The 22272-nt window shown below is 55.2% G+C and carries 26 protein-coding genes; 12 read left to right on the top strand and 14 right to left on the bottom strand.

What is annotated here, in order from left to right:
* The first annotated feature begins 296 nt into the window (after positions 1 to 296).
* Entirely contained in the window at positions 297 to 509 is a 213-nt protein-coding gene (locus tag JQ641_RS36945; RefSeq protein ID WP_212002153.1) for a hypothetical protein, read from the top strand.
* 198 nt (positions 510 to 707) lie between these two features.
* Here the strand turns inward: JQ641_RS36945 and JQ641_RS36950 are convergent, their stop codons facing one another.
* On the bottom strand, positions 708 to 1295 hold the full coding sequence (locus JQ641_RS36950) for a hypothetical protein (protein ID WP_212002155.1): 588 nt from the start codon (positions 1293 to 1295) through the stop codon (positions 708 to 710).
* Positions 1296 to 1543: 248 nt separating this feature from the next.
* On the opposite strand from JQ641_RS36950, the gene JQ641_RS36955 reads away from it, so the two are divergent.
* The 3 genes from JQ641_RS36955 to JQ641_RS36965 all read left to right on the top strand — a co-directional run bounded on the left by JQ641_RS36955 (position 1544) and on the right by JQ641_RS36965 (position 5057).
* Positions 1544 to 1816 (top strand): hypothetical protein, encoded by a 273-nt coding sequence (locus JQ641_RS36955; RefSeq protein WP_212002156.1) that lies wholly within the window; start codon positions 1544 to 1546, stop codon positions 1814 to 1816.
* A 946-nt stretch (positions 1817 to 2762) separates the two neighbouring features.
* Positions 2763 to 4529 (top strand): hypothetical protein, encoded by a 1767-nt coding sequence (locus JQ641_RS36960; RefSeq protein WP_212002157.1) that lies wholly within the window; start codon positions 2763 to 2765, stop codon positions 4527 to 4529.
* Between the two features lie 6 nt (positions 4530 to 4535).
* Positions 4536 to 5057 (top strand): MltR family transcriptional regulator, encoded by a 522-nt coding sequence (locus JQ641_RS36965; protein ID WP_212002159.1) that lies wholly within the window; start codon positions 4536 to 4538, stop codon positions 5055 to 5057.
* Positions 5058 to 5074: 17 nt separating this feature from the next.
* Here the strand turns inward: JQ641_RS36965 and JQ641_RS36970 are convergent, their stop codons facing one another.
* The 5 genes from JQ641_RS36970 to JQ641_RS36985 all read right to left on the bottom strand — a co-directional run bounded on the left by JQ641_RS36970 (position 5075) and on the right by JQ641_RS36985 (position 9187).
* A complete protein-coding gene (locus tag JQ641_RS36970) occupies positions 5075 to 6049 on the bottom strand; it encodes an AlbA family DNA-binding domain-containing protein (RefSeq protein ID WP_212002160.1) in 975 nt (324 codons plus the stop codon).
* 472 nt (positions 6050 to 6521) lie between these two features.
* Positions 6522 to 6653 (bottom strand): hypothetical protein, encoded by a 132-nt coding sequence (locus JQ641_RS38595; protein ID WP_283815267.1) that lies wholly within the window; start codon positions 6651 to 6653, stop codon positions 6522 to 6524.
* A 277-nt stretch (positions 6654 to 6930) separates the two neighbouring features.
* Positions 6931 to 7383, bottom strand: coding sequence for a hypothetical protein (locus JQ641_RS36975; RefSeq protein ID WP_212002161.1), 453 nt, complete (start codon positions 7381 to 7383; stop codon positions 6931 to 6933).
* 41 nt (positions 7384 to 7424) lie between these two features.
* The gene (locus tag JQ641_RS36980) at positions 7425 to 8741 is read right to left on the bottom strand and encodes a recombinase family protein (protein ID WP_212002162.1); all 1317 of its coding nucleotides are present in this window, start codon (positions 8739 to 8741) and stop codon (positions 7425 to 7427) included.
* Positions 8738 to 9187 carry a DUF2924 domain-containing protein gene (locus JQ641_RS36985; protein WP_212002164.1) on the bottom strand — a complete coding sequence of 150 codons (450 nt, stop codon included), beginning with the start codon at positions 9185 to 9187 and terminating at the stop codon, positions 8738 to 8740. Before JQ641_RS36985 ends, JQ641_RS36980 begins: the two co-directional genes overlap by 4 nt.
* Before the next feature lie 359 nt (positions 9188 to 9546).
* On the opposite strand from JQ641_RS36985, the gene JQ641_RS36990 reads away from it, so the two are divergent.
* Positions 9547 to 10299, top strand: coding sequence for a hypothetical protein (locus JQ641_RS36990; RefSeq protein WP_212002165.1), 753 nt, complete (start codon positions 9547 to 9549; stop codon positions 10297 to 10299).
* On the opposite strand, the gene JQ641_RS36995 is transcribed toward JQ641_RS36990, so the two are convergent.
* The 3 genes from JQ641_RS36995 to JQ641_RS37005 form a co-directional block, all read right to left on the bottom strand.
* Positions 10280 to 10912: a helix-turn-helix domain-containing protein gene (locus JQ641_RS36995; RefSeq protein ID WP_212002166.1), complete on the bottom strand. Its 633-nt coding sequence runs from the start codon at positions 10910 to 10912 to the stop codon at positions 10280 to 10282. The genes JQ641_RS36990 and JQ641_RS36995 overlap by 20 nt on opposite strands.
* An 11-nt stretch (positions 10913 to 10923) precedes the next feature.
* A complete protein-coding gene (locus JQ641_RS37000) occupies positions 10924 to 11118 on the bottom strand; it encodes a helix-turn-helix transcriptional regulator (protein WP_212002168.1) in 195 nt (64 codons plus the stop codon).
* A gap of 581 nt (positions 11119 to 11699) precedes the next feature.
* Entirely contained in the window at positions 11700 to 12596 is an 897-nt protein-coding gene (locus JQ641_RS37005) for a 3'-5' exonuclease (protein WP_212002169.1), read from the bottom strand.
* Between the two features lie 43 nt (positions 12597 to 12639).
* On the opposite strand from JQ641_RS37005, the gene JQ641_RS37010 reads away from it, so the two are divergent.
* Positions 12640 to 14613, top strand: a complete 1974-nt coding sequence (locus JQ641_RS37010; protein WP_249151158.1) for a DUF2075 domain-containing protein — start codon at positions 12640 to 12642, stop codon at positions 14611 to 14613.
* Between the two features lie 502 nt (positions 14614 to 15115).
* Here JQ641_RS37010 and JQ641_RS38960 read toward each other — a convergent pair.
* Positions 15116 to 15637, bottom strand: coding sequence for a septal ring lytic transglycosylase RlpA family protein (locus JQ641_RS38960; protein WP_212002170.1), 522 nt, complete (start codon positions 15635 to 15637; stop codon positions 15116 to 15118).
* A gap of 784 nt (positions 15638 to 16421) precedes the next feature.
* On the opposite strand from JQ641_RS38960, the gene JQ641_RS37020 reads away from it, so the two are divergent.
* The gene (locus JQ641_RS37020; RefSeq protein WP_349628686.1) at positions 16422 to 17192 is read left to right on the top strand and encodes a recombinase family protein; all 771 of its coding nucleotides are present in this window, start codon (positions 16422 to 16424) and stop codon (positions 17190 to 17192) included.
* A gap of 85 nt (positions 17193 to 17277) precedes the next feature.
* On the opposite strand, the gene JQ641_RS37025 is transcribed toward JQ641_RS37020, so the two are convergent.
* On the bottom strand, positions 17278 to 17451 hold the full coding sequence (locus JQ641_RS37025; RefSeq protein ID WP_212002172.1) for a hypothetical protein: 174 nt from the start codon (positions 17449 to 17451) through the stop codon (positions 17278 to 17280).
* A gap of 8 nt (positions 17452 to 17459) precedes the next feature.
* Between JQ641_RS37025 and JQ641_RS37030 the strand changes: the two genes are divergently transcribed.
* From JQ641_RS37030 to JQ641_RS37040, 3 genes are read left to right on the top strand one after another with little or no spacing between them, the layout of a single operon-like run.
* Entirely contained in the window at positions 17460 to 17831 is a 372-nt protein-coding gene (locus tag JQ641_RS37030) for an ATP dependent DNA ligase (protein WP_349628687.1), read from the top strand.
* A 23-nt stretch (positions 17832 to 17854) separates the two neighbouring features.
* On the top strand, positions 17855 to 18082 hold the full coding sequence (locus tag JQ641_RS37035) for a hypothetical protein (RefSeq protein WP_212002173.1): 228 nt from the start codon (positions 17855 to 17857) through the stop codon (positions 18080 to 18082).
* 1 nt (position 18083) lies between these two features.
* Positions 18084 to 18263: a hypothetical protein gene (locus JQ641_RS37040; RefSeq protein WP_212002174.1), complete on the top strand. Its 180-nt coding sequence runs from the start codon at positions 18084 to 18086 to the stop codon at positions 18261 to 18263.
* Between the two features lie 338 nt (positions 18264 to 18601).
* Here JQ641_RS37040 and JQ641_RS37045 read toward each other — a convergent pair whose 3' ends face one another.
* Entirely contained in the window at positions 18602 to 18823 is a 222-nt protein-coding gene (locus JQ641_RS37045) for a hypothetical protein (RefSeq protein WP_212002175.1), read from the bottom strand.
* Between the two features lie 199 nt (positions 18824 to 19022).
* On the opposite strand from JQ641_RS37045, the gene JQ641_RS38965 reads away from it, so the two are divergent.
* Together JQ641_RS38965 and JQ641_RS37055 are read left to right on the top strand one after the other, a co-directional pair.
* Positions 19023 to 19256 (top strand): DUF3606 domain-containing protein, encoded by a 234-nt coding sequence (locus JQ641_RS38965; protein WP_212002177.1) that lies wholly within the window; start codon positions 19023 to 19025, stop codon positions 19254 to 19256.
* A 124-nt stretch (positions 19257 to 19380) separates the two neighbouring features.
* A complete protein-coding gene (locus JQ641_RS37055; protein WP_212002178.1) occupies positions 19381 to 19650 on the top strand; it encodes a hypothetical protein in 270 nt (89 codons plus the stop codon).
* Positions 19651 to 19914: 264 nt separating this feature from the next.
* Here the strand turns inward: JQ641_RS37055 and JQ641_RS37060 are convergent, their stop codons facing one another.
* Both JQ641_RS37060 and JQ641_RS37065 read right to left on the bottom strand, forming a co-directional pair.
* Complete coding sequence (locus JQ641_RS37060; RefSeq protein ID WP_212002179.1) at positions 19915 to 21375, bottom strand: sensor histidine kinase; 1461 nt, start codon at positions 21373 to 21375, stop codon at positions 19915 to 19917.
* 321 nt (positions 21376 to 21696) lie between these two features.
* Complete coding sequence (locus tag JQ641_RS37065) at positions 21697 to 22161, bottom strand: TspO/MBR family protein (RefSeq protein WP_212002181.1); 465 nt, start codon at positions 22159 to 22161, stop codon at positions 21697 to 21699.
* Positions 22162 to 22272: the final 111 nt, after the last annotated feature.

The following is a 22272-nucleotide window of genomic DNA, read 5'->3' on the forward strand; positions in this document are numbered from 1 at the left end:
AGGTCAGCTAGTTCTTCTCCAAATGGCCCGTTTCTCTCTGGAGCTCTGGACTGCGCAGATTCGGTACGGTTCTCCAAATTAGAGTGTTTTGAGAGGCTTATGAACGCCAACGCGGTGGGGTTCTGTCAGCCCACTCGAACAGGCGAGGTCAACCGACTTCGAAATCGCCATATGGAGGCTCGATACCTTTTGCCCCAGCCAGGCAGTCCTGCGTTCTGCCAGGGGGGCCCAGGAAACGTAAACACCGAGGTGCGAAATGAAGGAACCCCCTCAGAAGAAATCTCGCTTGCGGGAGAATGTTACGCTTCAACGAGTTCATGCAAGGTCGAACGCCAGAACTTTTGAACGACAAAGCAACACTAGTTGCGGTGCTTCTCGATGCGGATTTTCCTGCGAATGCAGAGTTCAGATTTTACGTGTGGGAAGACGAGCCAACCACCGAGGTGCTGGTCGAGGTACCCGGCAATAAGAACGTTCTCCGCCAGGCCCATGCCAAGTTGAAATGCTGAAGGCGCCCTAACGAAAACTGCTGCGCAGCCCAAATGTCAACGCGGAAGCCTGCGGTGCGGAAAGCTTGCAAAAACACGTCGGCCTTATTCCATCGGTAGAAGGTCACGCAGAACTTGCCCGGCTTGAGAACGCGATACATTTCACGATATGCCGGCGTCACCTGCGCTCCACGGCAAATCTCACAGCTCAATTTGCAACTATTTACTCAGCCGCTCGCGGATCTCAATGGCGAACTCCGCCTGGTCCAGTAGCTCGTTGACGTCGATCCCCGATTTCTCATACATCTCCTTCCACACAACCTCGGTATCGTCATAAGCCTGCATGATCTCGTCATGCGTAACCATATCTTCCCAAGCCTGCTTGAGATTGAAGGTCTTCTTGATGTTCGCCTCTTCGTCAGTGGTCTCGTAATCCACCGACTCGTCAACTGGCTTTCCGTGGGCAATCGTGTCTCTGAAGGTTTTCATCTTCACCAGGGAAGTATAGGGGCGCTTATTCCAATTCACGGACATGCCCAGGGTCTTGAACACTAGCTTCAGCTTATCTTTCCAACGCTGATTTTCGTTCCAGGGCTTAACGTATCGCACGCCCATGAAGTTCACTTTGGCCTCGAAATCGAAGGCCAACATAATGCCCAGTGTCATGTAGTCGAAGCCGATCCCGTCTCGCTCGTTCCTTTTGATCTTGTCCTCAATGACGCCCTTCGTGAAGCCTGCGAAGTTCTCCAACGTGTTGTGGATGTGAAGCTTCCGATGCCCCGTAACTCGGGCTTTGACTATCCCCATGAACGCCCCCTTATGCCCTTCAATCGATGTTGGAAATTGTGATGCGGTCCGTATTCTCCGCCATATGAAGGTGGTGGAGATTGCTATGACTATACCTGAGCGCGAGTAGCGCGAAAGGTTTCAGGCCCTAGATCTGGCTCGGCAGGATGCCCTGCTGATCGCGATCCACAACGCAGGGAAGAAAAGCGCCGGCAGAGCCCTTCTTTGAGGTTGTTGAGAGTCTAGCCAACGGGACCAAGCACTTCAGCATGAACAATGCCAAAGGTATTATGACCCAGGTGCTCAGGTTCGAGGCCGGAGGACATGAATATGACGACTACATTGGTCGCTCGCTCGATGTCGGATTTCCAGATGGCAACGAGGTCCACTGGATCGACGTATCGCAGATCCTGGAGCATGTGCTCATATTCTGGCAGCGGTTCTTTGAGACTTACAAGCCTCAGATGTTGATCAAAAAGCCGAAGATGACCATGGATCAGATAGCCAAAGGCGCGATCCACAAAACGCACGGCGATGCCTAGTTGCGACGGGATCCTCGCGGGTCTTCATCCATCAAGCCGGAAACTGACCAGGAAAAAGAGGCATGTGAGGAGGAGCGCAAGCTTACTCAGGCCGGGATAGGGTGGATCGAGAAAGTTGGAAACGTGACGAAAACTTATGACGAGAACGGCACGCTGATTGGGACGTGCGATAGTAACAAGTGAAAGTGAGGAATGTGGACGAAGTAATTGTTGAACGGCTCGGGCCTACTGATGACTCGTCGGACGAGTACATCCCGTAATGTTACGAGCGCGGTTTGAAATTAAATTCATGAAATACATAGGGTCTTCGAGGAGGGCGCTGCGAGGGCCGTAACCCATTGTTGGCACTTGGGAATATAAGCCTGGCCGGGGGTGCTCTCCCATTGAGTTTTAAGACCTGCGGTTGCACAACTGTACCGGCCGTCGACTCGCGGATTGTCAGTTGGAACGAAAAGCCATGATGTTGTACATGGCGCTAACTGATTTGAACGTCGTTCGGAAAAGCAGAAATACGACTCGACTGGTCGTGCAAATCAATGATTTAAGTAAAGGCGAGAACAATATAGGAACGTTTGAGCCTCCAGGCCATATGTGGATAACAGAGGGATTGGCGAGGGATCGCTAAGGCAGATGAATCATCCACGGCATAAGTAGGTCTGGCACGACCTCTGCTTGAGGATTTGGACATGGCAACTAGCAAAACACCCGTGAAGGTGAACGGTGACGCTCGGCCTGAATCTGACCTAAGTCAGGTCTTGGCACACGGGCCAGCTCTCAGTGAGGCGTATGGCCGAATTATTGGAAGTGTTCTTGTCCTGGCGGCTGTTTTGAAAACCAGTCGGGGGCCTCTAGGTGTGGCTGCTCTTTTGACGGTAGCGGTAACCATCTTGTACAAGCTTTGGTTTAGATAGAAGAGTCGCAGCTCAAGAAACTCGATGGGGGAAGAATGAGACTGCCCAAACACGTGTGGCCCAATGACGATGCGAGCCGGGGCATTCTCATGTTCGCTCAGCAGATGGCGGAGATGTTAAGTCCGACCAGCTACGAGAGCTACAGAGCTTATACGCTTTGTACCATCTCCCGACTGCGCGAAGCGCTGTCTGTGATCGACGACGTGAAAGATGGTCGAATTAATGCTTTGGCACTGCATCCCGTCGTAGCTGAACTAGCCTGGTCGCTCACGCGCGACCCGATTGTAAGTAAAAGGTGTACGGCGGAGCTTGGTTCGTTTGCGCGACTAACTGCGGGTAATCAATATTCTCTCGACGAACTGAAAGCCCACATTGTTCTGCTGCTGAAGCTTAACGAGGATGACTATAAGGCAAGACTCGAAACCCTCCTTCTGGATCTTTTCAGCACTTCGGGCGTGCGCAATGAGTTTCGCAGAACGACTGCGTTTTATTGCAGTCATCTAGTAAATCGCGGTTTCGCAAAAACGTTCATCGCCCGGGTAGTGGAAGAGCACTTCTACGCGACGCCAATCCCAAGTCCCGACGCCAATACACTTCGCGAATTTTTCGGCAGGTTCCAAGAGACGACAGCGAAACATCAGATATATGCCGCCGTTGCTGAAGAGTTCGGTAGATTTCTGGCCCCGCTAGGTTTTATTGTGAAAGCTATGTGGGCCATAGACCCGTCGATCGCAGCGCTCATAAATCCGGACGGCCTATACCCATTGGTCGTCACGGCTGATCGTGACGCCCTCGATTCGTGCAGTGCGGTCGCGTCGCTAAATGAAACGTTCACTTCGGTGGGGGCGTTCACGTATCTGGCGCCCACGGTTTGGCAGTGGGATTGGAATCCAAAAATGTACGTGGTGAGGGAGGGCAGCGCATCGGCGGGTGTTGTTGAAACCATCACCTCAATCAATTTTCAAAGAAATAGAACCAATGCGACCAGCGGCCATCAGCTTACAAGCATCAGAAAATACCTTATTCGGATTCTCAACGACTTCGATGGAAGATCGACGGAGCGCCTGACCGCGTCCATCAATACCGGCGCGCTCGCGCGTACGTCGCCAAGCCTGGAAAACAAGCTAATATCGCTTTGGTCGGCGGTAGAGGTCCTTCTTAGCGAGCCTCCTATGAACACGGCGAGGATTGTTCACTACACGAAGTTGCTTATCCCCGTGATTTGTCTGAGATATGTCCGATTACTATTTGCCGCAGTATCTGACGAGATGCTGGTCACGTATCGCAAAAAATACGCATCACAGATTTACCGCGAGGCCATGCTAGGCTCAAGCGTCGACATGCACTCAAGATTTGCATCGGTGATGCTGATGCCCGCGCATGATCCAATTCGAAAAGAACTGCTCAAAGTGTGCTCCGCCAATCCACTGGTTTTGCATCGACTTTATCGGCTCCATCGTGAGTTTTCAGATCCTGCATCTGCCTTAGCATCCATTCTTTCACATGAAAAACGAGTGGAATGGCAAATCCATAGAATCTATCGTGCTAGAAATAATTTGGTGCACGCCGGCCGTGTGCCGAGTTATCTGGACTCTCTTGTGATCAACCTCTTTGAGTACTACCGCAGCTCAGTTTCAGCGATTGTGAACAAAGCAAAGAAGGAGGACCAATTGTCGGACATTGACCAGGTTGTGGCTGAGATCGGCATCGAATACGGAATACTCAAACGATATTTGCTGGAGCTGGGCAAAGCCAAGGAGCTCAAGGTCGATGATCTGAAGCGTCTGATTAGACCCAATTGAGGTTACGTGAGTAAAAACCTTAAAGAGTTACTCAAAGAGCGGCCCTCCGATGCGGAGGTCGGGGCTTTATTCCACGATATGATCAATGATGGCGCACGAGGGAGCATCCTGGCCGGCACTTCTCTGATTGAAGATGTGCTTGAAGGAGCCATATCTCACACGTTCAGCCACCTCAGCAAGAATGAGCTTAAGGAGCTATTTGAGGGCACGGCGCCGTTATCGACGTTCTCGGCCAAGATAAAGATTGCCTACGCCATTGGGGTTGTCGGTCCTATGACCCGTCACGACCTGGAGAAGTTGCGTGAGTTGAGCAACGCATTCGCCCATAGTGCGCGACACCTCACGTTTGAGCTGCCGGAAATAGCCAGCATCGTGAGAAGCTTGAACGCGCTGAAAGACGTGAAGGGCGGTGAAGGGTACAAGGTCCAACACCAGTTCGTTGAATCGACCACGCTCCTAATGTGGGTTCTCGTTGGGAAAATGCGCACGCCGGTCGCAAAGGTCCAAGGCATAGACCACCTTGATTAGTGAAGCCGCAACATCACCTAGCGTGTTTGCGTAAATTGGTGTTCTGGAGGGTAGAGGGTGAGGGTAGATCCGCGCGAGTGTGCCGCCCAGTACGTGCGCTCTTGAAATCCAGGGGTGGCGACAATCACAGCGAAGTCGAATAGTTTCTCTCCGACCAGCAAGTGTGAAGGGAATCCCAGTTCAAGGGGAATAGTGGCGAGGCCTGGAGAAAATTCTTTGAAAATTGGCATCCGCGGAGGTTGGTACGCAAAGCGGGCCCACTGCAATTGAATTCCCCGGCCGTCATCCCTCCTACCAATTGTACTGTAGTCTCCAAAGCGAAGTATCTTCAGGCCTAAGTCAATTCCTATATCGACCATCGCATATTCAGCAGGCTGTCTAGATAAATTAACAGCTGTGGGACGAAGCTCTATCGGTCGTGAAGTTTCTGCGTCCCGGTCGAACTCAATCCTGACTGACAGCTTTCGATCCGTAAAGCCAAGGCGGATCTGCAGATTTGGAGTGGTCGCTCTCCTCATCACATCCTTAATTTCATAATCCTCCATCGCTACCGATCGAAGGTCGAAACGCTTGTAGTAACGTTTGTCCGGTGCTTGATGCGGCCCGGTCTGGCTTGCGGGAACCGTTACCACGAAGATTGATCCGCCTCTTTGATTGTCGAGCTGAGCCGTGCGGATGTTGCTTATGCGTGGTTGAACCCGTGAATTCAGAATCTGCTCGATCCACTCCCGCGTTATTTTGAGGTCGGTGACGCCAGGATCGTTCTCAGTGGGCTTACGGGTCGCCTTATCTTCCTCAACGCCGTAGATGAGCTGACCGCCCGCCGAGTTGGCAAAGGCGGACACATCCTTGCACATTTCATTTATCTGCTTGTCGTGCCGCGCCAATGCAGGTGAGGCTTTGTAGTCAAGGTTTAGGCCTTCCTCGATGCCGTCTGCGACGAGCTTCTGAATGTGAGGATATTCGGTTAAGATGAGGAAGTCGTCGGCCATCGCAGGGACCTTGTTGGCAAAACAATAGGGGTGTGCCCATAATTGAACGAAGAGAAAGCTATCAGAAGTTGACGTTCAAGAAAGGAGAAACGCCGGAGGGAGCTAAGCCTTTCCCCAAGGGCGTGAGCGGCAATGCGGCGGGAAGGCCCAAGGAGTCGCTAAGCCTAAACACTCAACGATCAAGCAGGAGGCGAGGGGAAGGAAAGAGCGGATAAAAGGAGGAGGAGATGGCGAGTGCTCGAGAAGAAATGGGAGAGGGGGCTCGCTGGGGCGGATGGCCGAGGACGGATAAGAGAATTACACGAAGCTTATCAGTTGACCGTATGTTCCATAACATTCGATTTGCGAATTTTGGACCTCCCGATGGCCCCTAAATACAGCTAGCTGATCTGCCGTTGAGTGGAGTGGCTGCTGCATAGGTTTTTCCGATGCGCGGTCTTCCAGTCGCCCGCTGACAGTTGGGTGCGCCCGGTCAAATTTCTGCAGAAATCGCCGCCTCTCGTTCGAGCTCCACAAAGCGGCGCCCCTTGGAAATCCAGCCATTGCAGATATTCGATCTTTGATAATCGGAAGTATCGAGCGGCAAATAGATCGGGATCGGCATTGTATCGATCGACCTCAGATGGATCTAAGGAGACCGTGCACGATCCCCGCGGCGTGCAGATATAGGCTCTCCAGATTCGCAAAGCAGGATTGTTTCTGCTCATATTCGCTTTCCTTGGTGAAAGTGAAAACAATGCCTTAGCCGAGACGACTCCGAGACTATTGGCAACGCGAATACCGAGGAGACAGTAGTTTCCAGTCCCCGCGAAGTACGAGTTGTTCCAATACGCCGACCGACGCGGTGTCAACCGGCTGTCAACTTAGTCAACTTAGTCAACCTAACTTTTTCCTCCTGCGGCTACCGAACTGCCGGGGTCCGAACCACCCGCGGTCGGCTGGACTGCCAGAGGGACCCAAGGTTTAGATAAAGCCAAGCGTTTGCGCTGGGCACCCCAGTCCGGGGGTAGCGGCTTCAATAGGGATTGCAGCTCAAGTGTCCTTGGCTGCCGCCCGTCCAGGATAGCCTCGATAATATCGGGTGCCAAAAGGGTCAATCGCAGGATGCGGCACAGATAGGATTCATTGATTCCTTCTGCCTTTGAGAGTTCGGCGGCAGAATCGTACTTGCCGGTTTCGATCAGCCGCCGCCAATGGTGAGCTTTCGCGACGGCTTTGATCAGGCTATTCGCAAGGCGAGTGGCCGTCGGCTGCCAGTTGTCTGCGCCTGCCGGAACGATAATCTGCTTACGGCCACCGCGCTGCATGAAGGCAACGGGGATTGAAATGACCATTACAGCATCCTCAACCGTTTTGCTGGGTCTGGCGGACTTCCTCATGCGGCTGTGGCCACGTCGGCGGCCAAACCTTTCATCTCCGTCACCAGTGACGTGAAGCCTGCGATCACGAGATGCACGTTGACTTTGGTTGGGAAGACCACCACCCGGTCGACCAGGAGGCTCGTGATGCGTTGCTGCTCGGCCGGGAACAGTTCGTCCCAGACTTCATCGAAGCTCACCAGCACCGCGCGTACCTCGTTCTCAGTCAATTGCGATGGGGTCCCACGTAACTGCTTCCACGTTGCCACGATGATTTCGGGAGAAGCGACCATCCGTCTGAACTGGCCGACCACGATCTCTTCGATCTCGCCTGCTGGCACACGCATGGAGGGGGCGCCAGCGGGCTCCCCGGCCTTAATGAGCCGCTGGCTGATGTAATAGCGATAGAGCCGACCCTTGCGACGGGTATGGGTCGGCGACATCGCGGCGCCGGTCGCGTCGAAAATGAGACCCTTCAACAGGGCAGGGGTCTGCGCTCGACTATTCGCACCCCGTGCGCGGGGGCTTTCTTGGATGATGGCATGCACGCGGTCCCAGAGCTTGCGGTCGATGATAACCTCATGCTCGCCGGCATAGGCAGTGCCCTTGTGCACGGCGTCGCCGACGTAGGTCCGGTTCTTGAGGATCCTGTAAAGCACGCCCTTATCGATTGCTTGGCCGTACCGATTGCGGACGTCTTTCTGCCGCAGCTCATGTGCGAGGAGGGTGGCGGACTTCAGGACCAAAAATCGCTTAAAGATCGAGCGGACGGTCGCGGCGTCGGCCTCGTTCACCACTAGTTTGCGATCCCTAACCTCGTACCCGAAGGGGGCCCAACCGCCCATCCACATCCCCTTCTTGCGGGAGGCCGCAAACTTGTCGCGGATGCGTTCGCCGATGACCTCCCGCTCGAACTGCGCAAAGGTCATCATGATGTTGAGGTGCATCCGCCCCATGGCGTCGGTCGTGTTGAACGACTGCGTGACGGAAACGAACGTTGTCTTATGACGCTCGAAAAGCTCGATCAGCTTGAGAAAGTCGAGCATAGACCTGGAAAGCCGATCGATCTTGTAAACTGCCACAACATCAATCCTTCCGGCCTGAACATCCGCCAACAATCGCTTGAGGGCTGGGCGTTCGATCGTCCCACCGGAAACACCACCGTCGTCATAGCGGTCGTCAACCTGGATCCAGCCTTCCGCACGCTGGCTCACAATGTAGGCCTCACAAGCCTCCCGTTGGGCATCGAGCGAGTTGAACTCCATCTCCAGCCCCTCCTCGCTGGATTTGCGGGTGTAGACAGCGCACCGGATCTTCCGAACGATTGGCCTCATCGCGCAGGGCTCCGCTGCGCCTTCAATCCGAAGAACACCAGGCCATTCCACCGGGTGCCGGTGATGGTGCGGGCGACCGCCGAGAGCGACTTGTATGGGCGGCCCTGGTATTCGAAATCCGCGTCGCGTACCGTCACCTGGTGCTCGACGCCCTTCCAATCGCGGATCAGCCTAGTGCCCGAAACTGGCCGATCGCCGGAGGCACGCTTGCCGGCTTTCGAGCCTTTGGCGGGTAAATCGCCAGCGGCAGCTTTGAGACGGCGGTGAAGGTCTGCCGATAAGCCGCCATGGGCCAACTCCTGCAGGCGGTAGGCCAACCGGCTTTCCAGGAAGCGCCGATTATAGGGCGGCGGCTCGGTCCCGAAGAGCTCCCGCCAGCGGGCCTTTAAAGCGCCGGCAGGGGCTGATTTTAGGGCCGAAATCTGCGCTAAAATGCCATCAGGCATCGGTCATTCTCCGTTTCGAAGACGTTCGATGTCCGCTCTGACCAGCCAAAATGTCGAGTGAACTCTCTCCGCCCTGATCGGATAATTCTCTTGCCTTCCGGGCCTGAATACGGCTGACGGCCAACGCTAACAGCTCGGCGATTTCAGCGACGGTTGAATGGAAATGACAGTCACTCATGCCGCTATCACTGCGCGAGCTGATGCTGCCGTCCAGTGGTTTAACGCGTACATGTAGTGGAGCGATAAGGCGCGAGGCGAATCGTAGAAGGTCGTAAGACGAAAATGTGGAAAATCCAATCAAGCCGAGACCGTGACGACAAATACAGTCGAAACTTGCCAAACTGATTCGCTGGAGGGCCATGGCTATGCATGCCGCGATCGAAAGTTGGACTATCTACGAAGCCATTGCCCTTGAAGTGCCGTCTGAGCTCATTCGCGAGCACGACTTGGCCTGCCAAGAGGCAGGCAAGATCCCTCGCCGCCGTCTAATTAGCGATCGCAATGGGATGAATCCTAGGTATCCGGAATATCTAGCCAGCGATCGTCGAGTCAGAACGAGCAGATACGCCGTTGAAAATCATCTTTTCACACGATTGAAGAGTGACCTTATAGCGACTGGCCGCTATGGAACGCCAATAGCCGCCCCCGATGTTTTGCCGCCTACAGTTTGGGCGCACTTTTGGTTTCGAGATTGGCGAAAATCTACTGCGTTCGATCGGTCGACCAAAACTACCATATACGACATTCGCATTTCCAAAAGGGTTGCTGCCGCTTTGGATGCAACGAGCGCCGTCGGTATGGGAGAAAAGACCAAGCGCGCGAAAGCTGTCCGTAAAGTTCAAGCAAAAATAAGTGAGATTACGGCTTGCGAACGTTGGCTCGTGGATTGGATGCGAGCTAATCGAGAAAGGAGGATTTCTAGCCAGCGCAAATGGTTTGGCAGGGCAAAGGAAAAATGGCTAACTCTTTCTCTTAGGCAGTTCGTCGGCGCTTGGTACAATGCCGTCAAGAAGTCCCGTGCGCCGGCTTGGTCTGCGCCTGGTTCGCCAAAACAAACGGATATTATGGAGGTGCCCAAATGGCCAGAAGCGCTCACCGCTTGCCGACTTTGAGCCAGTACGTTTGGCGCACCCGCTCAAGATCAGTTGCCGTGATCGTGCCCAGCTTTATTTTTATGGCCAGTCTGTCCAACTGGTCTTCAGATTCCATGAGCATCTCCCAACCCAGTCTCGGATCCAGTCGGCGGGCTAACTCAACCTGACAAGCTTGATCACGCGTATGCTCCGGACCGCAGTGGGTTGACCGAGCCCTCAAACTCTCTCGATCGATCTTCTTATATGCTTGGTTCAAGTTGTGGTTATTTGTCCTGCCAATAGGGTCATGACCCCTTATGCCACTTGAGGCTTGCGTTCTAAGCTGCCCCTCCACCCGGGGGTCTGCGTTACCGGCGCTCTTTCCCGCCAGGCCGACTACGATGTAGCCACTAGGCGCCCGTACCCTACCTTTGTAGTTTCTTTTGATGATGAGATGTCCTCCTTCCTCCAGCGGACGAAGGATGCGATACACGTTGCGCACTGACATCGAGGCACATTTCGCTATCGTTCGAATTTTCGGGTTGCATCTACCGGTTTTGTGGTTCGCAAAGCTTGCGATGACGACAAGAACTAATTTATGCGTCGGCTTGAGACCCACCCCAAGAGCATTGAGCACGTCTTTGAAGCTCATCGTTCCTGGCCTTAGCGAGTGACCGTGTTGGCCGAAATCCATTCGACAAGTTCAATTTGCTGGTACCGAATGGCGCGACCCGCTCGGACGTAGCGAGGTCCGGCCCCCCGCAGCCGCCATGCCTGAAGGGTTCGGACCGACAGGGCGAGGAGTTCGGCGGCTTGTTCTTCGGTGAGGAGAGCAGTTGGTGAGTAATTGTGCAGCATGACTTAGATCCCTATGAGTTGCGAGGGACCACGATGAGCCGCTACGAGCTGCGGTAATAGCCGGCAGGATTAAGCTGACGTAATGATTACGCGCGATGATTAGCGATCTCAGGAGGAAACGAGCGTGGTTGGCCGCAAATGAGCGGTTTCACATGAAACGCCTAGGCTCCCGCATAGCGTACGCCCGACACGCAAGTTTGTCGTCAGACTGGCGATTCCTCCTCAAGTGCGGACATTGCTGCATCCTACTGATGGTCGCTTTGAGAGGTGCCGGCTCAATGCATCATTCGGTCTGTTTGCGCTATTAACGTCGGCGGATGTTGAGGCTCCCTTCCACGCGGGCAGGTCAACGGCTTATTTGCTCAGCGAAACGTGGATCGCATTCAAGGCTGTCAGGCTAAAGGTCCATAAATTTGAAAGCGCGGAGAAGTTAAGCTCATGTGTTAAGGTGTTAAGTTTGTTAAGGTAACGTTTTGGACTTGCGACTACCGAAATCTCGGGGTGCGAACTACCCACCATCCCCAAAGCGGCCGAGAGGGACCCAACGCAGACCGAGTGTCGGCGCTGAGCCCGCTAGACCGTCAAGCTCGAACTGAAAACCTATTAATCGCATTCATCGCCTGCACGCGCAGCTCAACGTCTCTTAGGTATATGGTAGTTCGCAAGAATTCGATTTCGGTCACTTCGTCGGCCTCGTCAACGTCTATGTACCAAGACCTCGGCCGCCCATCAGCGCCGTCACTCCAGCGATAACCCCGCTTCTTCAACTCGTCCTTGAGCTCAAAGGGAGATTGCTCGGCCCAAATGCGCATCGCCTTGCGTCTCGCGCGGCCCAGGAGAACAGCGAGAGCTGATCGATTCGGCTTCGGAAGGTTTGAAGCCAAGATTTCAACTAGGGCACGGCAATCGTCGATGGCTCGATGGGCCTGGTGAAACAACCCGACGCCTGCCAGCAGATACCCCAGCCGCGATCCGTCAAATCCATGCTTGCGCCATTCCACCTCCGTTGCCGAGCATGCCCATGCCTTCTGCTGAAACAGCGGCCAATAGCGTTCGGCAAATCTGCGATCGAAGTTGGCGTTGTGCGCGATAATGATCCCCGCGCCGGCAGCAAATGCCGCAACGGCTTCTGAATCAATCCGATGCCCGAGGACCATTTCATCGGTAATGCCGGTGAGGTCGGTGATTTCTGCGGGTATTGGATTCTGCGGCTCGTTAAACGACGAAAAAACATCCGTAATCTGTGCTATCCGGTCGTCTGCCAGGTAGGTGAATTTCACCATTGCGAGCTCAATAACTTCATCTCGCGCGGTATCGAGACCGGTCGTCTCGACGTCCAGCATGATGCCGCTCCTGGTTGCTTGACCATCGCACGGGGTGAATTCAGTGCGAGGTACGAGCCTACGAAGCACCCGGTAGTCGGTGGATTTCCCGAGCGTCTCGGCCATCGCGGCTAGATTGACTTCTTCAGATGGCATAGGGTCGACCATGAGATCAGATTGGGCATCGGCGTAAAACAGGATGAATAGTTCCTTTTATTCTAGCTCGGTCAAAGATCTTGTCGACCAATCACCTGAAACGATCCTTGGACATCTCGCCAGACAGAACTCCTTTTCGCTGGAGGCTCTGCAACGCAATGCTTGGCTCACCCAAATATTGATGCTGCAGCGTGAACTCTCTGGCTTGGTGTCGGGGTGGGTAGCGTTCGAATTTGCGATCCCGCGGATGGGCAAGCGCGCCGACAACATTGTTCTGGTCGGTGGCGTCATCTTTGTCTTGGAATTTAAGGTCGGAACCGAGCAATTCGATAACGCAGCCTTGGATCAAGTGGTCGACTATGCGCTCGACCTCAAGAATTTTCACAGCGGCAGTCACGACCGACCCATCGTGCCGGTCGTCGTAGCAACGGGCGCGCCAGATGCCGTCCATTCCCTGATTTGGGCGGACGATAACGTCGCCAAACCCGTTCTCAGTAATGGCGTCGGGCTGGGCGCGCTAATCAAAGACATTTCGGATCAGGCGACGACCGGCTCCGACATTGACGTCCAAGCGTGGCTAGGCAGCGGCTATAAGCCAACGCCTACCATCATTGAAGCGGCGCAAGCGCTCTATCAAGGGCATAAGGTCGGCGAGATCACGCGGTCGGACGCGGGTGCTATCAACCTAAGCCAAACGGCGGAATGCATTGCGCAGGTCATCGAAGATGCCAAATCGAACAGACACAAGGCCATTTGCTTTGTGACGGGCGTCCCCGGCGCCGGCAAGACGCTGGCGGGTCTCAACCTTGTGACCCAGCGCGCGAGCGCGCACGAAGATGAACACGCCGTTTTTCTATCGGGCAACGGGCCGCTCGTCGATGTTCTACGGGAAGCCCTTGCTCGCGACGAGCATGCGCAATCTAAGTTGACGGGGTCCACGATCCGCAAGGCCGACGCAGCGCGGAAAGTGAAAAGCTTCATTCAGAATATCATGCATTTCCGCGATGACAGTCTGACAAGCTCAAATGCGCCGATTGAGCGCGTCGCGGTGTTCGATGAGGCGCAACGGGCCTGGGATCGCGACCATCTCGCCAATTTCATGTCACGCAAGAAGGGTCTTCCAGACTTCGATATGTCGGAACCGGCGTTCCTGGTCAGCGTGATGGATCGCCACGAGGGCTGGTGCGTAGTGGTTTGCTTGATCGGAGGCGGTCAGGAGATCAATGCTGGCGAAGCTGGGCTCACGGAATGGTTCTCGGCACTTCAGGCAAGATTTACCGACTGGAAGGTGTTTACATCTCGCCAATTGGCCCACCGTGATTATCATTGGGGGCAAGATCTTGCGGCCATGTTGAGTAAGCTCGACGTTACTGTTTACGAACATCTGCACCTGGCAGTATCAATCCGGTCATTTCGCGCAGAAAAGCTATCCGAATTCGTAGGCGCCGTCGTGGCGGGCGAAGTGGAGGCGGCGCGTGCGCTCTACGAGCAGATCAAGACAACGTATCCAATCAAGTTGACTCGGGATCTTGCAGCTGCGCGGGCTTGGCTCCGAGTACAGGCGCGGGGAAGCGAGCGGGTAGGACTTGTTGCGTCCTCTGGCGCGTCGCGACTAAAGCCGCTCGGAATCAATGTTCGCGAAAAGATAGACGCCACCCATTGGTTTTTGAATGGCAAAGACGATGTGCGTTCGTCGCATTACCTAGAAGACCCCGCGACTGAGTTTGACATCCAGGGATTAGAACTTGACTGGGTTGGCGTCTGCTGGGATGCCGATTTTCGGTCGATTGACGGAAGATGGGCATTCCATAGGTTCACAGGTACTAAGTGGCAGAACGTGAATGACGAAAATAGGAAAGTCTATTTGACCAATGCATATCGTGTGCTTCTAACGCGCGCCAGGCAGGGCCTGGTGATCTATATTCCGGAGGGTGATGCCGAGGATGCTACCCGTCCGGCAGCATTTTACGACGGAACGGCAAAATTCCTGTCGGAGTGCGGTCCGTCGTTTCTTTAGATTGAAGCGCAGATTGTCCAAGTGGTGAGAGGTGCGCGATGCGAATTGACGGACCCGAGCGATACCAACTTACTTTCACGCCTGAAGCCTTCACCGTCCTTTGCGCCAAGGGAACGAATAAGTTTTCTGGGTTGTCTACGTCGGATTTGCCAAAACTCTACATCGCAAGCATCGACAGTAAGCCGGTCTATGTCGGCATCACCAAGCAGAGCGTCCGAAATCGGCTACGGCTTGGTTGGAATGCAAAGGGGGACTCGGGCTACTACGGCTATGCCTGGCGGCATGGGTATAACACGGCCATCCGGAGCTCGTGTCGGCTATACCGGCGTCGCTTGGCGCAAGCGTTGAACAGCAGAGACCTGGGGTCGAATATCTGGGAAACTCCGGATAAATTACCCCGTAACCACCATAATCAGCTTATGAATACAGACCCATCGGTCCTGCCGCGATCCTGCCACCTGAGAGCGGTCGCCAAAGCTTCGGCCCGGCTAGCGGACACAAGCTATAATACTTCAGCGCGAACCTGCGCCACGCCACGGTCCGTAATCCCTAAATGACGCGCAGCGCCGAGTGAAAGGTCGAGGACCCGGCCGCGAACCCAGGGTCCCCGGTCGTTGATACGAACTACTACGGACTTGCTGCTCGCAAGATCAGTTACACGAACTCTTGTACCGAACGGTAGGTTGCGGTGGGCAGCGGTCAGTGAATTCCGAATGAACGGGGCACCGCTCGCTGTTTTTCCTGTCGGATATGAATAGTAAGAGGCTTTTCCAGAAAAAACCCGGTTTGAAGATCGAGGGGCTGAGCGCTCTTCCGGACGACGAGCCGTCTCCCCTCCGGTCGGAGGTTGCTCAAGCGGAGGATCCTGTCTGGGCTGGTCCTGTGCCTCGGGTGCCGGTTCTGCGTGCGCTTTTGGAATGATAGACCATCGATCAAGAAAGGTCTGTGCTGAAGCAGAATCTACGTTTACGCACAACCAAACCGGTACTGATACGATTGCAACTATTCCAAAAATAGGGCGCATGGGACGGCCTCACAAACAAATAGTACAAATGAATAACGCAAGCTGTTGAGGCTCGGTTCCTGTCATGCAGGTGATGAAGGGATATATACCGATGCTTCCAACTCACACGTTTGGTGCCTTAGGCGCACCGCAGCAACCAACGCCTATTTCCGAGGTATTGCTTAAGTGAGAGTTTGTTGCTTCCTGATCCACGGCGAGGGAGTGAGAGTTGGATCAGCCGCGACTAGGCGCGACAATTTAGATCCTCCCGTCAATTAGGCATTGCTCCCGGCCTTACTGCACGCGCATATCTGTTGGCAGTTTTCGGACCTGGCGCTTCCGGTGATAGGGGCGACGCGACGCCGGTAGTGCAGGATGACGGTGACGGCAACCGACTGCGTTTAGTATCCGGAACGTGAGCCGTCAGTCAAAGCGTAATGCGAGCGCTATCGCCCAGGATGTTGCGGCTGAAGTGATCCGGCGTGCACGCGCTAGCAGGGCAAGTGCCGGCGGAGAACTTCCGTACGTCATCCATCTCAGCGAGCCGCCGACCGCAGAGGAGCGGCTGCACCTGGCGGTATGCCGGCTGATGCAGCAGCCAATCGTGCTGGTGCCCGGCAAGTGCCTAACGATTGAGGAATGGGTGCACCGCTATGCGAGCCAAAGTAGCGTGCGCGATTAAACGGCCACAATGGGCGAATGGTGCGCTCATTTGCTGATACGCCGCGCCGCCCGGCGACAGCGGAAGCCTCGCTGCGTGGCCATCCTTTCATGTACGTTGCGAAGCACCATAAAATGACAGTGATTGTCCGCGCTGTTGCAACATGAAAACAGCAACTATGTTGCTCTTGTTTGCGCTACGACCAATCCGCATACGGTGGTATGCCCTTTGGTCATGGAGCGGGTGATCGCATATCTAAGGGTTTCGACGCAACGCCAACAACGCTCTGGTCTCGGCCTTGACGCTCAACGAGCCACCATTGAGCGCTTCGCGGCTAGCGAAGCCATCACAATCGCTGCCGAGTATGTTGAAACCGAAACCGGCAAGGGTGTGGACGCCCTGGACAGGCGGCCGCAGCTGGCCGCAGCGCTGGCCGCGGCAAAGGCTGCGAAGTGCAGCGTAGTTGTTGCCAAGCTCGACCGCCTGTCGCGCGACGTGGCCTTTGTGGCCGGCCTGATGGCCCAACGAGTGCCGTTCATCGTCGCCGAACTCGGCCGAGATGCAGATCCCTTCATGTTGCATCTTTACGCCGCGCTGGCCGAGAAGGAACGGCGCATGATCTCGGAGCGGACAAAGGCGGCCTTGGCTGCAAAGAAGGCGGCGGGAGCGGCTTTGGGCAATCCGCACAATTTGGCTCAGGCCGGCTCCCTGGGGCGCGTCGTCTTGACCGAAAGCGCAGACGCCCTTGCGGAGAAGCTCGCGCCGACCCTGCGCTCAATTCGAATAGAAGGAGCAATTACGCTTAGGTCGATAGCACGAGCACTCAATCGTCGGGGCATTAAATCGCCGCGAGGGGGAACCTGGTACCCATCGTCGGTGGCTAATCTATTGTCCCGCTGTGAGAGCTTTTTATAGGCGGGAATTTCCGGCTCAGCCTCGCCAGAAAATGCCCCCCACACAGCTGGAGCGCTCGAGCACTCTGCATCCCCCTAGGTCAAAATTATTGAATCAGCCAAACGTAAATCGTCGCAATGAGCTTGCTAAGTAAGTAGAGCCAACCTGCCATTGCGAGGACAACAGGAACAAAGAAGGCCACCCCGACGATCACTTGCTCTCGCCTCTGGCCGCTGGGGGGCACCGGCACTTCGAAGGCCGTTTTGTCGCTGGAATTCATTATGCTTCGTGTCGGGAAAAAGCGGCAACTCTTGTCCGCTTCATAAGTTGCAAGGCGAGTCGCGCTTTCGCCACACCCTTTGGTCCGCCGTGAACAGCCCAACCGGCGTTGCCGCGCTGTACCTCGGCAAGAAGGAAGGCAAGGAACTGGTCTATATGGATAAGGTGGGCACGGGATGGACCCGAACCGTCTCCAGTCAAATCCGTAAGCAGCTCGATACCGTGGTGAGCCCGAAGTCCAAGCTCACCAAGCAGGTGAAGAAGCCGCGTGCTACCTGGGTGGACCCGGTGTTTATGGCGGATATTGAGTACCGGGACATCACCTCAGAAGGTTTACGCCGGCAAAGCTCGTTCAAAGGACTGAGCAAAAAGGAACGATAAGCCTTGGGCCGTGTTTCTGCTTTATGACCGAACCACTTCCAGTTCTTATCGAAAACTCGCTTCAAATCGCCTGGGATTACCTGGACGGTATTGGCGAGCTTGCTGACCAACAGCAGACCGCCGAGTTCCTTCTCAGGAATATTCAATCTCAAGTACTTAAAGGCGAGAGCCGGACACTCATGCTCTCGAACCGCGCGATCGAAAGCTTCCGTCACTGCCAAAATCCGCTCCAACTCGCGTCGTGTGGCTAGCATGGAATATGTCTACAAAGACAAGCAGCCGCCCACTAAGGAAGAGCGTGTGGCGAAGAAGGAAAAAGCGCGCTGGGATGCGGAGCAGAACCTCACTGCGCGCAAGAAGGTGGATGACGCCTTCCGGTCAAACTTTGAGCGATTGAAGGCCGAGCGCCTCGCGCGGGAAAACAAACGATAGTATCGCGGCCTTAACCTCCAAGGAGGTCGTCATGTGGGCGCGCGGAATGCCTGCGATTTTCGGAGCAGGGGCCGCGCGCTTCTTAAGGGGAGTAAATGTCAGAGCCCCGAAACGAAGGAATCTTAAACCGATCCCATCAATTAGGCGGTCAAGCAGTCGGCCTTCGGCAAGGTGCCTGCACCTGACGCTAGGCGGCTGCAATAAAGAGCGAGGCCGCCTCAGTCGGCGCCCTGTATCAGTGGAGCCCACGGCTCTGCGAGCAATGGCGCAGGCGTTGTATAGGCGAGGGTTTAAATCTTCGCGCGGCGGCGCATGGCATCCATCGTCGGTCGCCACAATTAGACCAGACGATCCGGAATGCCCTTAGTCTCGCAGCACCGTAAGCCAGGCGAAATCATCCACCGTTTCGCCACGGCGAGTGACCGCAATTGGCGAATTTCCCGTAGCGTAACTTCCAGAACCCGGCCGGGCGGCAACAACTGAGCTTCTTGCTCAAGTTTGGTAATGCGCTCTTCGATTTGTTCCGGGGTTTTATAAATGTCGTCGGAAAGATCGCGCATATCGCCTCCAGTAGCAGGCGGGAGCGTAAACAATCTCTCAGTCACCGACGCCTACGGTCAGAGCCTCGGCCGGTGATGCTAGACAAACCCCGGTAGAATGAATGGTTCCCTATCCCGCGCACTGCACAATTCTTCGGGATACAGGAACTCGGATTTTGCATGGTGGTTACTGGGGTTGAACACTTGTTGAGTAACGCACATGCAAAAGTCTGTTCCATTCTCGGAAGTTGTGATTGACCCCTCGAGCGATCTCCAGATTCATTACTGGGCCAAGGATATGCTTATCCAACCGCACGAACTTCGAGACGCTGTCCGATTGATTGGACCGCGTCTTTGCGACCTTCGGAAGTATTTCGGAAGATCCGCGGCCATCATCTGCCTGAGAGATAGGCGTGAGCCTCGGACAGTTAGCCCCTACGGACTTCCTGCATAAGAGGCAGAAGTCCCGTAGCAACCTATGTGGCACTGGTGTATTGTCTCAATATCACCGCCCCGCCCAAGGCTTCTATCGGTGACTGCGAGTTCGGTAGTACTCCCGCCTCTCACGGGAGTATTTTTTGCCAGACTATCGTATCTACACCCTCGGACACGACGGACACTTTCAGGGCTCCATCCCTCTTCCGGACTGTCCCGACGACGATACCGCCATTGCAGCTGTGAAGCAGGTGCTCGACGGGCATGACGTTGAGCTGTGGCAGCTGGATCGAAAGGTTGCCGTCTTCGACCATAAAACCAAATCAGTAAAGAGCGGTAACGCGCCTTCCAAACGCTGGGAGGCGTCCGTTGAACCCAAGAAGTCACAGGCAAGAGCTGGAGCGCCGTCTTGAACAAGCGCGGCGCATTGTGTCTCGAATGTCCGACCAGCAGACCGTTCAGAACCTCAACAAGCTGATCGCGGACATCGAAGAAGATATTCGGAAGGCAGACGGCTCCGGCGGGACTTCTCCATAGAGTTCAGGCTGTACCGAGCCGAATACGGCCCCGCCGGTTAGGCTCGTTTACGTTCGATTTTCTTCACTTTTTTCCGCGCAGGTTTCAGCGGCATGTTGATTTGCTGGTCACGGGAATTTCAAAGCTCAGCAAAGGACGCCTCAGTTCCTTCCCGGAGCTGGGGCCGTCTTCTGATCGTCGCTCTTCAGGTTCGCTGCCGGAATTGAGACGCGCCAGCTCAGTCCGGAAGCCGCAAATTCCACAGCGACCTTGCCATTGAGAGAGCGTTCAATCATGTCCTCGAACACAACATGGCCAAACCCTTTGTGGGATGGAGGGACGACCGGCGGCCCACCTTGCTCGATCCAGTTCAAAAGCAATTGGCGCGGCGCGTCCTCATCACCATCGAATGCCCAGGACACTTTGACTTTTCCAGTCGGTACCGACAGAGCCCCATATTTGATGGCGTTCGTCGTCAGTTCGTGGATCGCAAGCCCAATTGCCTGCGCGGCTTCCGCGCTGACGACAATGTCGGGCCCACTAAGCTCAAGGCGAGAACTTTGAACGTCCACAAAGGGCTCAAGGTGTTTGCGCATAAGGTGGGCGAGAGGGGCTCCTTGCCAACTGTTAAGAACCAACACGTCGTGCGACGCCGCGAGGCCCTGCAGACGCCGTCCGAACCGGCTTTCAAACTCTTCCATCGTCGCGACCGTCCGAGCTGTCCGGCGAGCAATCGACTGGATTACGGTGAGCAGATTCTTTGATCGATGCGATAGTTCATGCATCAAGAATTGAATATGATCTTCTGTGGCCTTGCGCTTGGTGACGTCGGCTACAATGCTGACCATGCGGTGAGCTTTTCCGTCGGGCGTGCGAGCGACGACTTGGCCGTGGCCTCTAAGCCAGAGAATTGAGCCGTCGGGCCATACCACGCGGTATTCCGACGTAAATGAGTCCTGCTTGTCTGCAAGTTCGTGGAATTTATGCATCAAATGACGGTCGTCCGGGTGCAATGCGGACCAATACTCATCATCATCACCCCCCACGTGGCCGCGCCCATCGGCAAGGTTGAGGCCGAACAGGGCCATACCTTCTTGCGTCCAGAGCCGTGTCTTACTTACCAAATCGGTTTGCCAGGTGCCCATTCTGCCAGCGGTCAGGGCGGACCGATAAAGCGCCTCGCTCTCACGCAATGAAGTTTCGGCGGCAACCTGCGCGGAGATATCAACATTAGTGCCTAACCAACGAACGACTAAGCCCGCCGGGTCTCGCAGCGGAACCACCCGTGTTAGAAACGGACGAAAAATCCCGTCGTTTCCCTTCAAAGGAAACGTCATCTCGAATGGCTCGCCCGTCGCGATGGAATGTTTCCATCGCTTCAGCACATCAGGCAGCCGATGGGCATCGTGAACCGAGGTCCAGCCCCAGCCGTGCTGACTCTCAGGTGAGGCTCCCGTGTACTCGTACCAACGACGATTATACCAAAAGATGCTTCCGTTAGGGTCAGCTATCCAGCAGAGCGTCGGAAGGTTGTTGGCGACATCGTAGAAATCTTCGGCTCTTCGGAGGGCTTCCTCGGAGGTGACGTCACTCTCGGCACCTGGTTCCGATAGCGCTTTCATCTGCACATTCTGTTGGCTTTGCCTCCCACCAGATATCAGATGCGGGGTATCGATGCCATCCTAAGTATGGTGCCGATCGATTTCGGGCCGATCGCGCGATCCCACAGGGTCCAGACCTGCAGCGAGCGGCCGAAACTCGTCACGACAATATCGGTGAGGTATTTGCCTCAGAACACGCCGAGTTCGAGCATCTGCCTGGGCGCCAAATCGGGCCGGAATTGCGGGTCAAAATCGCGGCCACGGCGGCGCAGAATACATCGCGATAGCCTCTCTGCATTTTGTCGCTGACGATCACGATGCTGCGGCGCATCCGACCTCCAGTCAGTTCAACAGCCAGATGGCGCCGTTCAGAACCGAAGCGAACGCCACCCACGCGGCGTAGGGCGCGAACAGGAGAGATGCAATCTTATCCTGTCGCCGCGTTATCATGATGAAGCCAATGATCGTGATCAGGAGCAGCAAGATCACGCCAAGGGCGATATCGATGCGATGGCCTGAAAAGAAGATGGGTGACCAAACGAAATTCAGAGCCAGCTGCCCCCACCACAGCTTCATTGGTGGGTTGTTGCGGCCTTTTCTCCAAACACGCCACCCAGCGATCGCGATGATGACATAGAGCGTGCTCCAAACAGGGGCAAAGATCCAGTTAGGCGGACTGAAAGGCGGCTTGCTTAGCGCCGCATACCATGCACCGGGGGCGGTAGCGAAACCGATGATAAGGCCGCCACCAAGAACGAGCGCAACAAACAAGACTAAACTGCCGAGCTCGGCCGCGCGCATTTTCATTCGAATGGGTCTTCGTTGCTGTTGTTCGGCAAAAGAATGTCAGTGGTTCTCTTGGAGCAGCAGCGATCGCATCTCCTGTGGGGTGCCTCGTCGAGAAGGTGCCGGTCCGCT

It is taken from the genome of Bradyrhizobium sp. JYMT SZCCT0180 (assembly GCF_018130165.1).
GTDB lineage: Bacteria > Pseudomonadota > Alphaproteobacteria > Rhizobiales > Xanthobacteraceae > Bradyrhizobium.

What these genes read in the sequence shown, in the direction of transcription:
- JQ641_RS36955 (WP_212002156.1), top strand. Translation starts at nt 1,544, where the DNA reads ATGAACAATGCCAAAGGTATTATGACCCAGGTGCTCAGGTTCGAGGCC.
- JQ641_RS38965 (WP_212002177.1), top strand. Translation starts at nt 19,023, where the DNA reads ATGCAAAAGTCTGTTCCATTCTCGGAAGTTGTGATTGACCCCTCGAGC.
- JQ641_RS37045 (WP_212002175.1), bottom strand. Translation starts at nt 18,823, where the DNA reads ATGCGCGATCTTTCCGACGACATTTATAAAACCCCGGAACAAATCGAA.
- JQ641_RS37040 (WP_212002174.1), top strand. Translation starts at nt 18,084, where the DNA reads ATGGAATATGTCTACAAAGACAAGCAGCCGCCCACTAAGGAAGAGCGT.
- JQ641_RS36970 (WP_212002160.1), bottom strand. Translation starts at nt 6,049, where the DNA reads ATGGCCGACGACTTCCTCATCTTAACCGAATATCCTCACATTCAGAAG.
- JQ641_RS37025 (WP_212002172.1), bottom strand. Translation starts at nt 17,451, where the DNA reads ATGAATTCCAGCGACAAAACGGCCTTCGAAGTGCCGGTGCCCCCCAGC.
- JQ641_RS37065 (WP_212002181.1), bottom strand. Translation starts at nt 22,161, where the DNA reads ATGAAAATGCGCGCGGCCGAGCTCGGCAGTTTAGTCTTGTTTGTTGCG.
- JQ641_RS36980 (WP_212002162.1), bottom strand. Translation starts at nt 8,741, where the DNA reads ATGAGGCCAATCGTTCGGAAGATCCGGTGCGCTGTCTACACCCGCAAA.
- JQ641_RS36950 (WP_212002155.1), bottom strand. Translation starts at nt 1,295, where the DNA reads ATGGGGATAGTCAAAGCCCGAGTTACGGGGCATCGGAAGCTTCACATC.
- JQ641_RS37035 (WP_212002173.1), top strand. Translation starts at nt 17,855, where the DNA reads ATGACCGAACCACTTCCAGTTCTTATCGAAAACTCGCTTCAAATCGCC.
- JQ641_RS37000 (WP_212002168.1), bottom strand. Translation starts at nt 11,118, where the DNA reads ATGCTGCACAATTACTCACCAACTGCTCTCCTCACCGAAGAACAAGCC.
- JQ641_RS37060 (WP_212002179.1), bottom strand. Translation starts at nt 21,375, where the DNA reads ATGAAAGCGCTATCGGAACCAGGTGCCGAGAGTGACGTCACCTCCGAG.
- JQ641_RS38595 (WP_283815267.1), bottom strand. Translation starts at nt 6,653, where the DNA reads ATGCCGATCCCGATCTATTTGCCGCTCGATACTTCCGATTATCAAAGA.
- JQ641_RS36960 (WP_212002157.1), top strand. Translation starts at nt 2,763, where the DNA reads ATGAGACTGCCCAAACACGTGTGGCCCAATGACGATGCGAGCCGGGGC.
- JQ641_RS37005 (WP_212002169.1), bottom strand. Translation starts at nt 12,596, where the DNA reads ATGCCATCTGAAGAAGTCAATCTAGCCGCGATGGCCGAGACGCTCGGG.
- JQ641_RS36995 (WP_212002166.1), bottom strand. Translation starts at nt 10,912, where the DNA reads ATGAGCTTCAAAGACGTGCTCAATGCTCTTGGGGTGGGTCTCAAGCCG.
- JQ641_RS37010 (WP_249151158.1), top strand. Translation starts at nt 12,640, where the DNA reads ATGAATAGTTCCTTTTATTCTAGCTCGGTCAAAGATCTTGTCGACCAA.
- JQ641_RS36990 (WP_212002165.1), top strand. Translation starts at nt 9,547, where the DNA reads ATGGCTATGCATGCCGCGATCGAAAGTTGGACTATCTACGAAGCCATT.
- JQ641_RS36985 (WP_212002164.1), bottom strand. Translation starts at nt 9,187, where the DNA reads ATGCCTGATGGCATTTTAGCGCAGATTTCGGCCCTAAAATCAGCCCCT.
- JQ641_RS38960 (WP_212002170.1), bottom strand. Translation starts at nt 15,637, where the DNA reads ATGCGCCCTATTTTTGGAATAGTTGCAATCGTATCAGTACCGGTTTGG.
- JQ641_RS36975 (WP_212002161.1), bottom strand. Translation starts at nt 7,383, where the DNA reads ATGGTCATTTCAATCCCCGTTGCCTTCATGCAGCGCGGTGGCCGTAAG.
- JQ641_RS36945 (WP_212002153.1), top strand. Translation starts at nt 297, where the DNA reads ATGTTACGCTTCAACGAGTTCATGCAAGGTCGAACGCCAGAACTTTTG.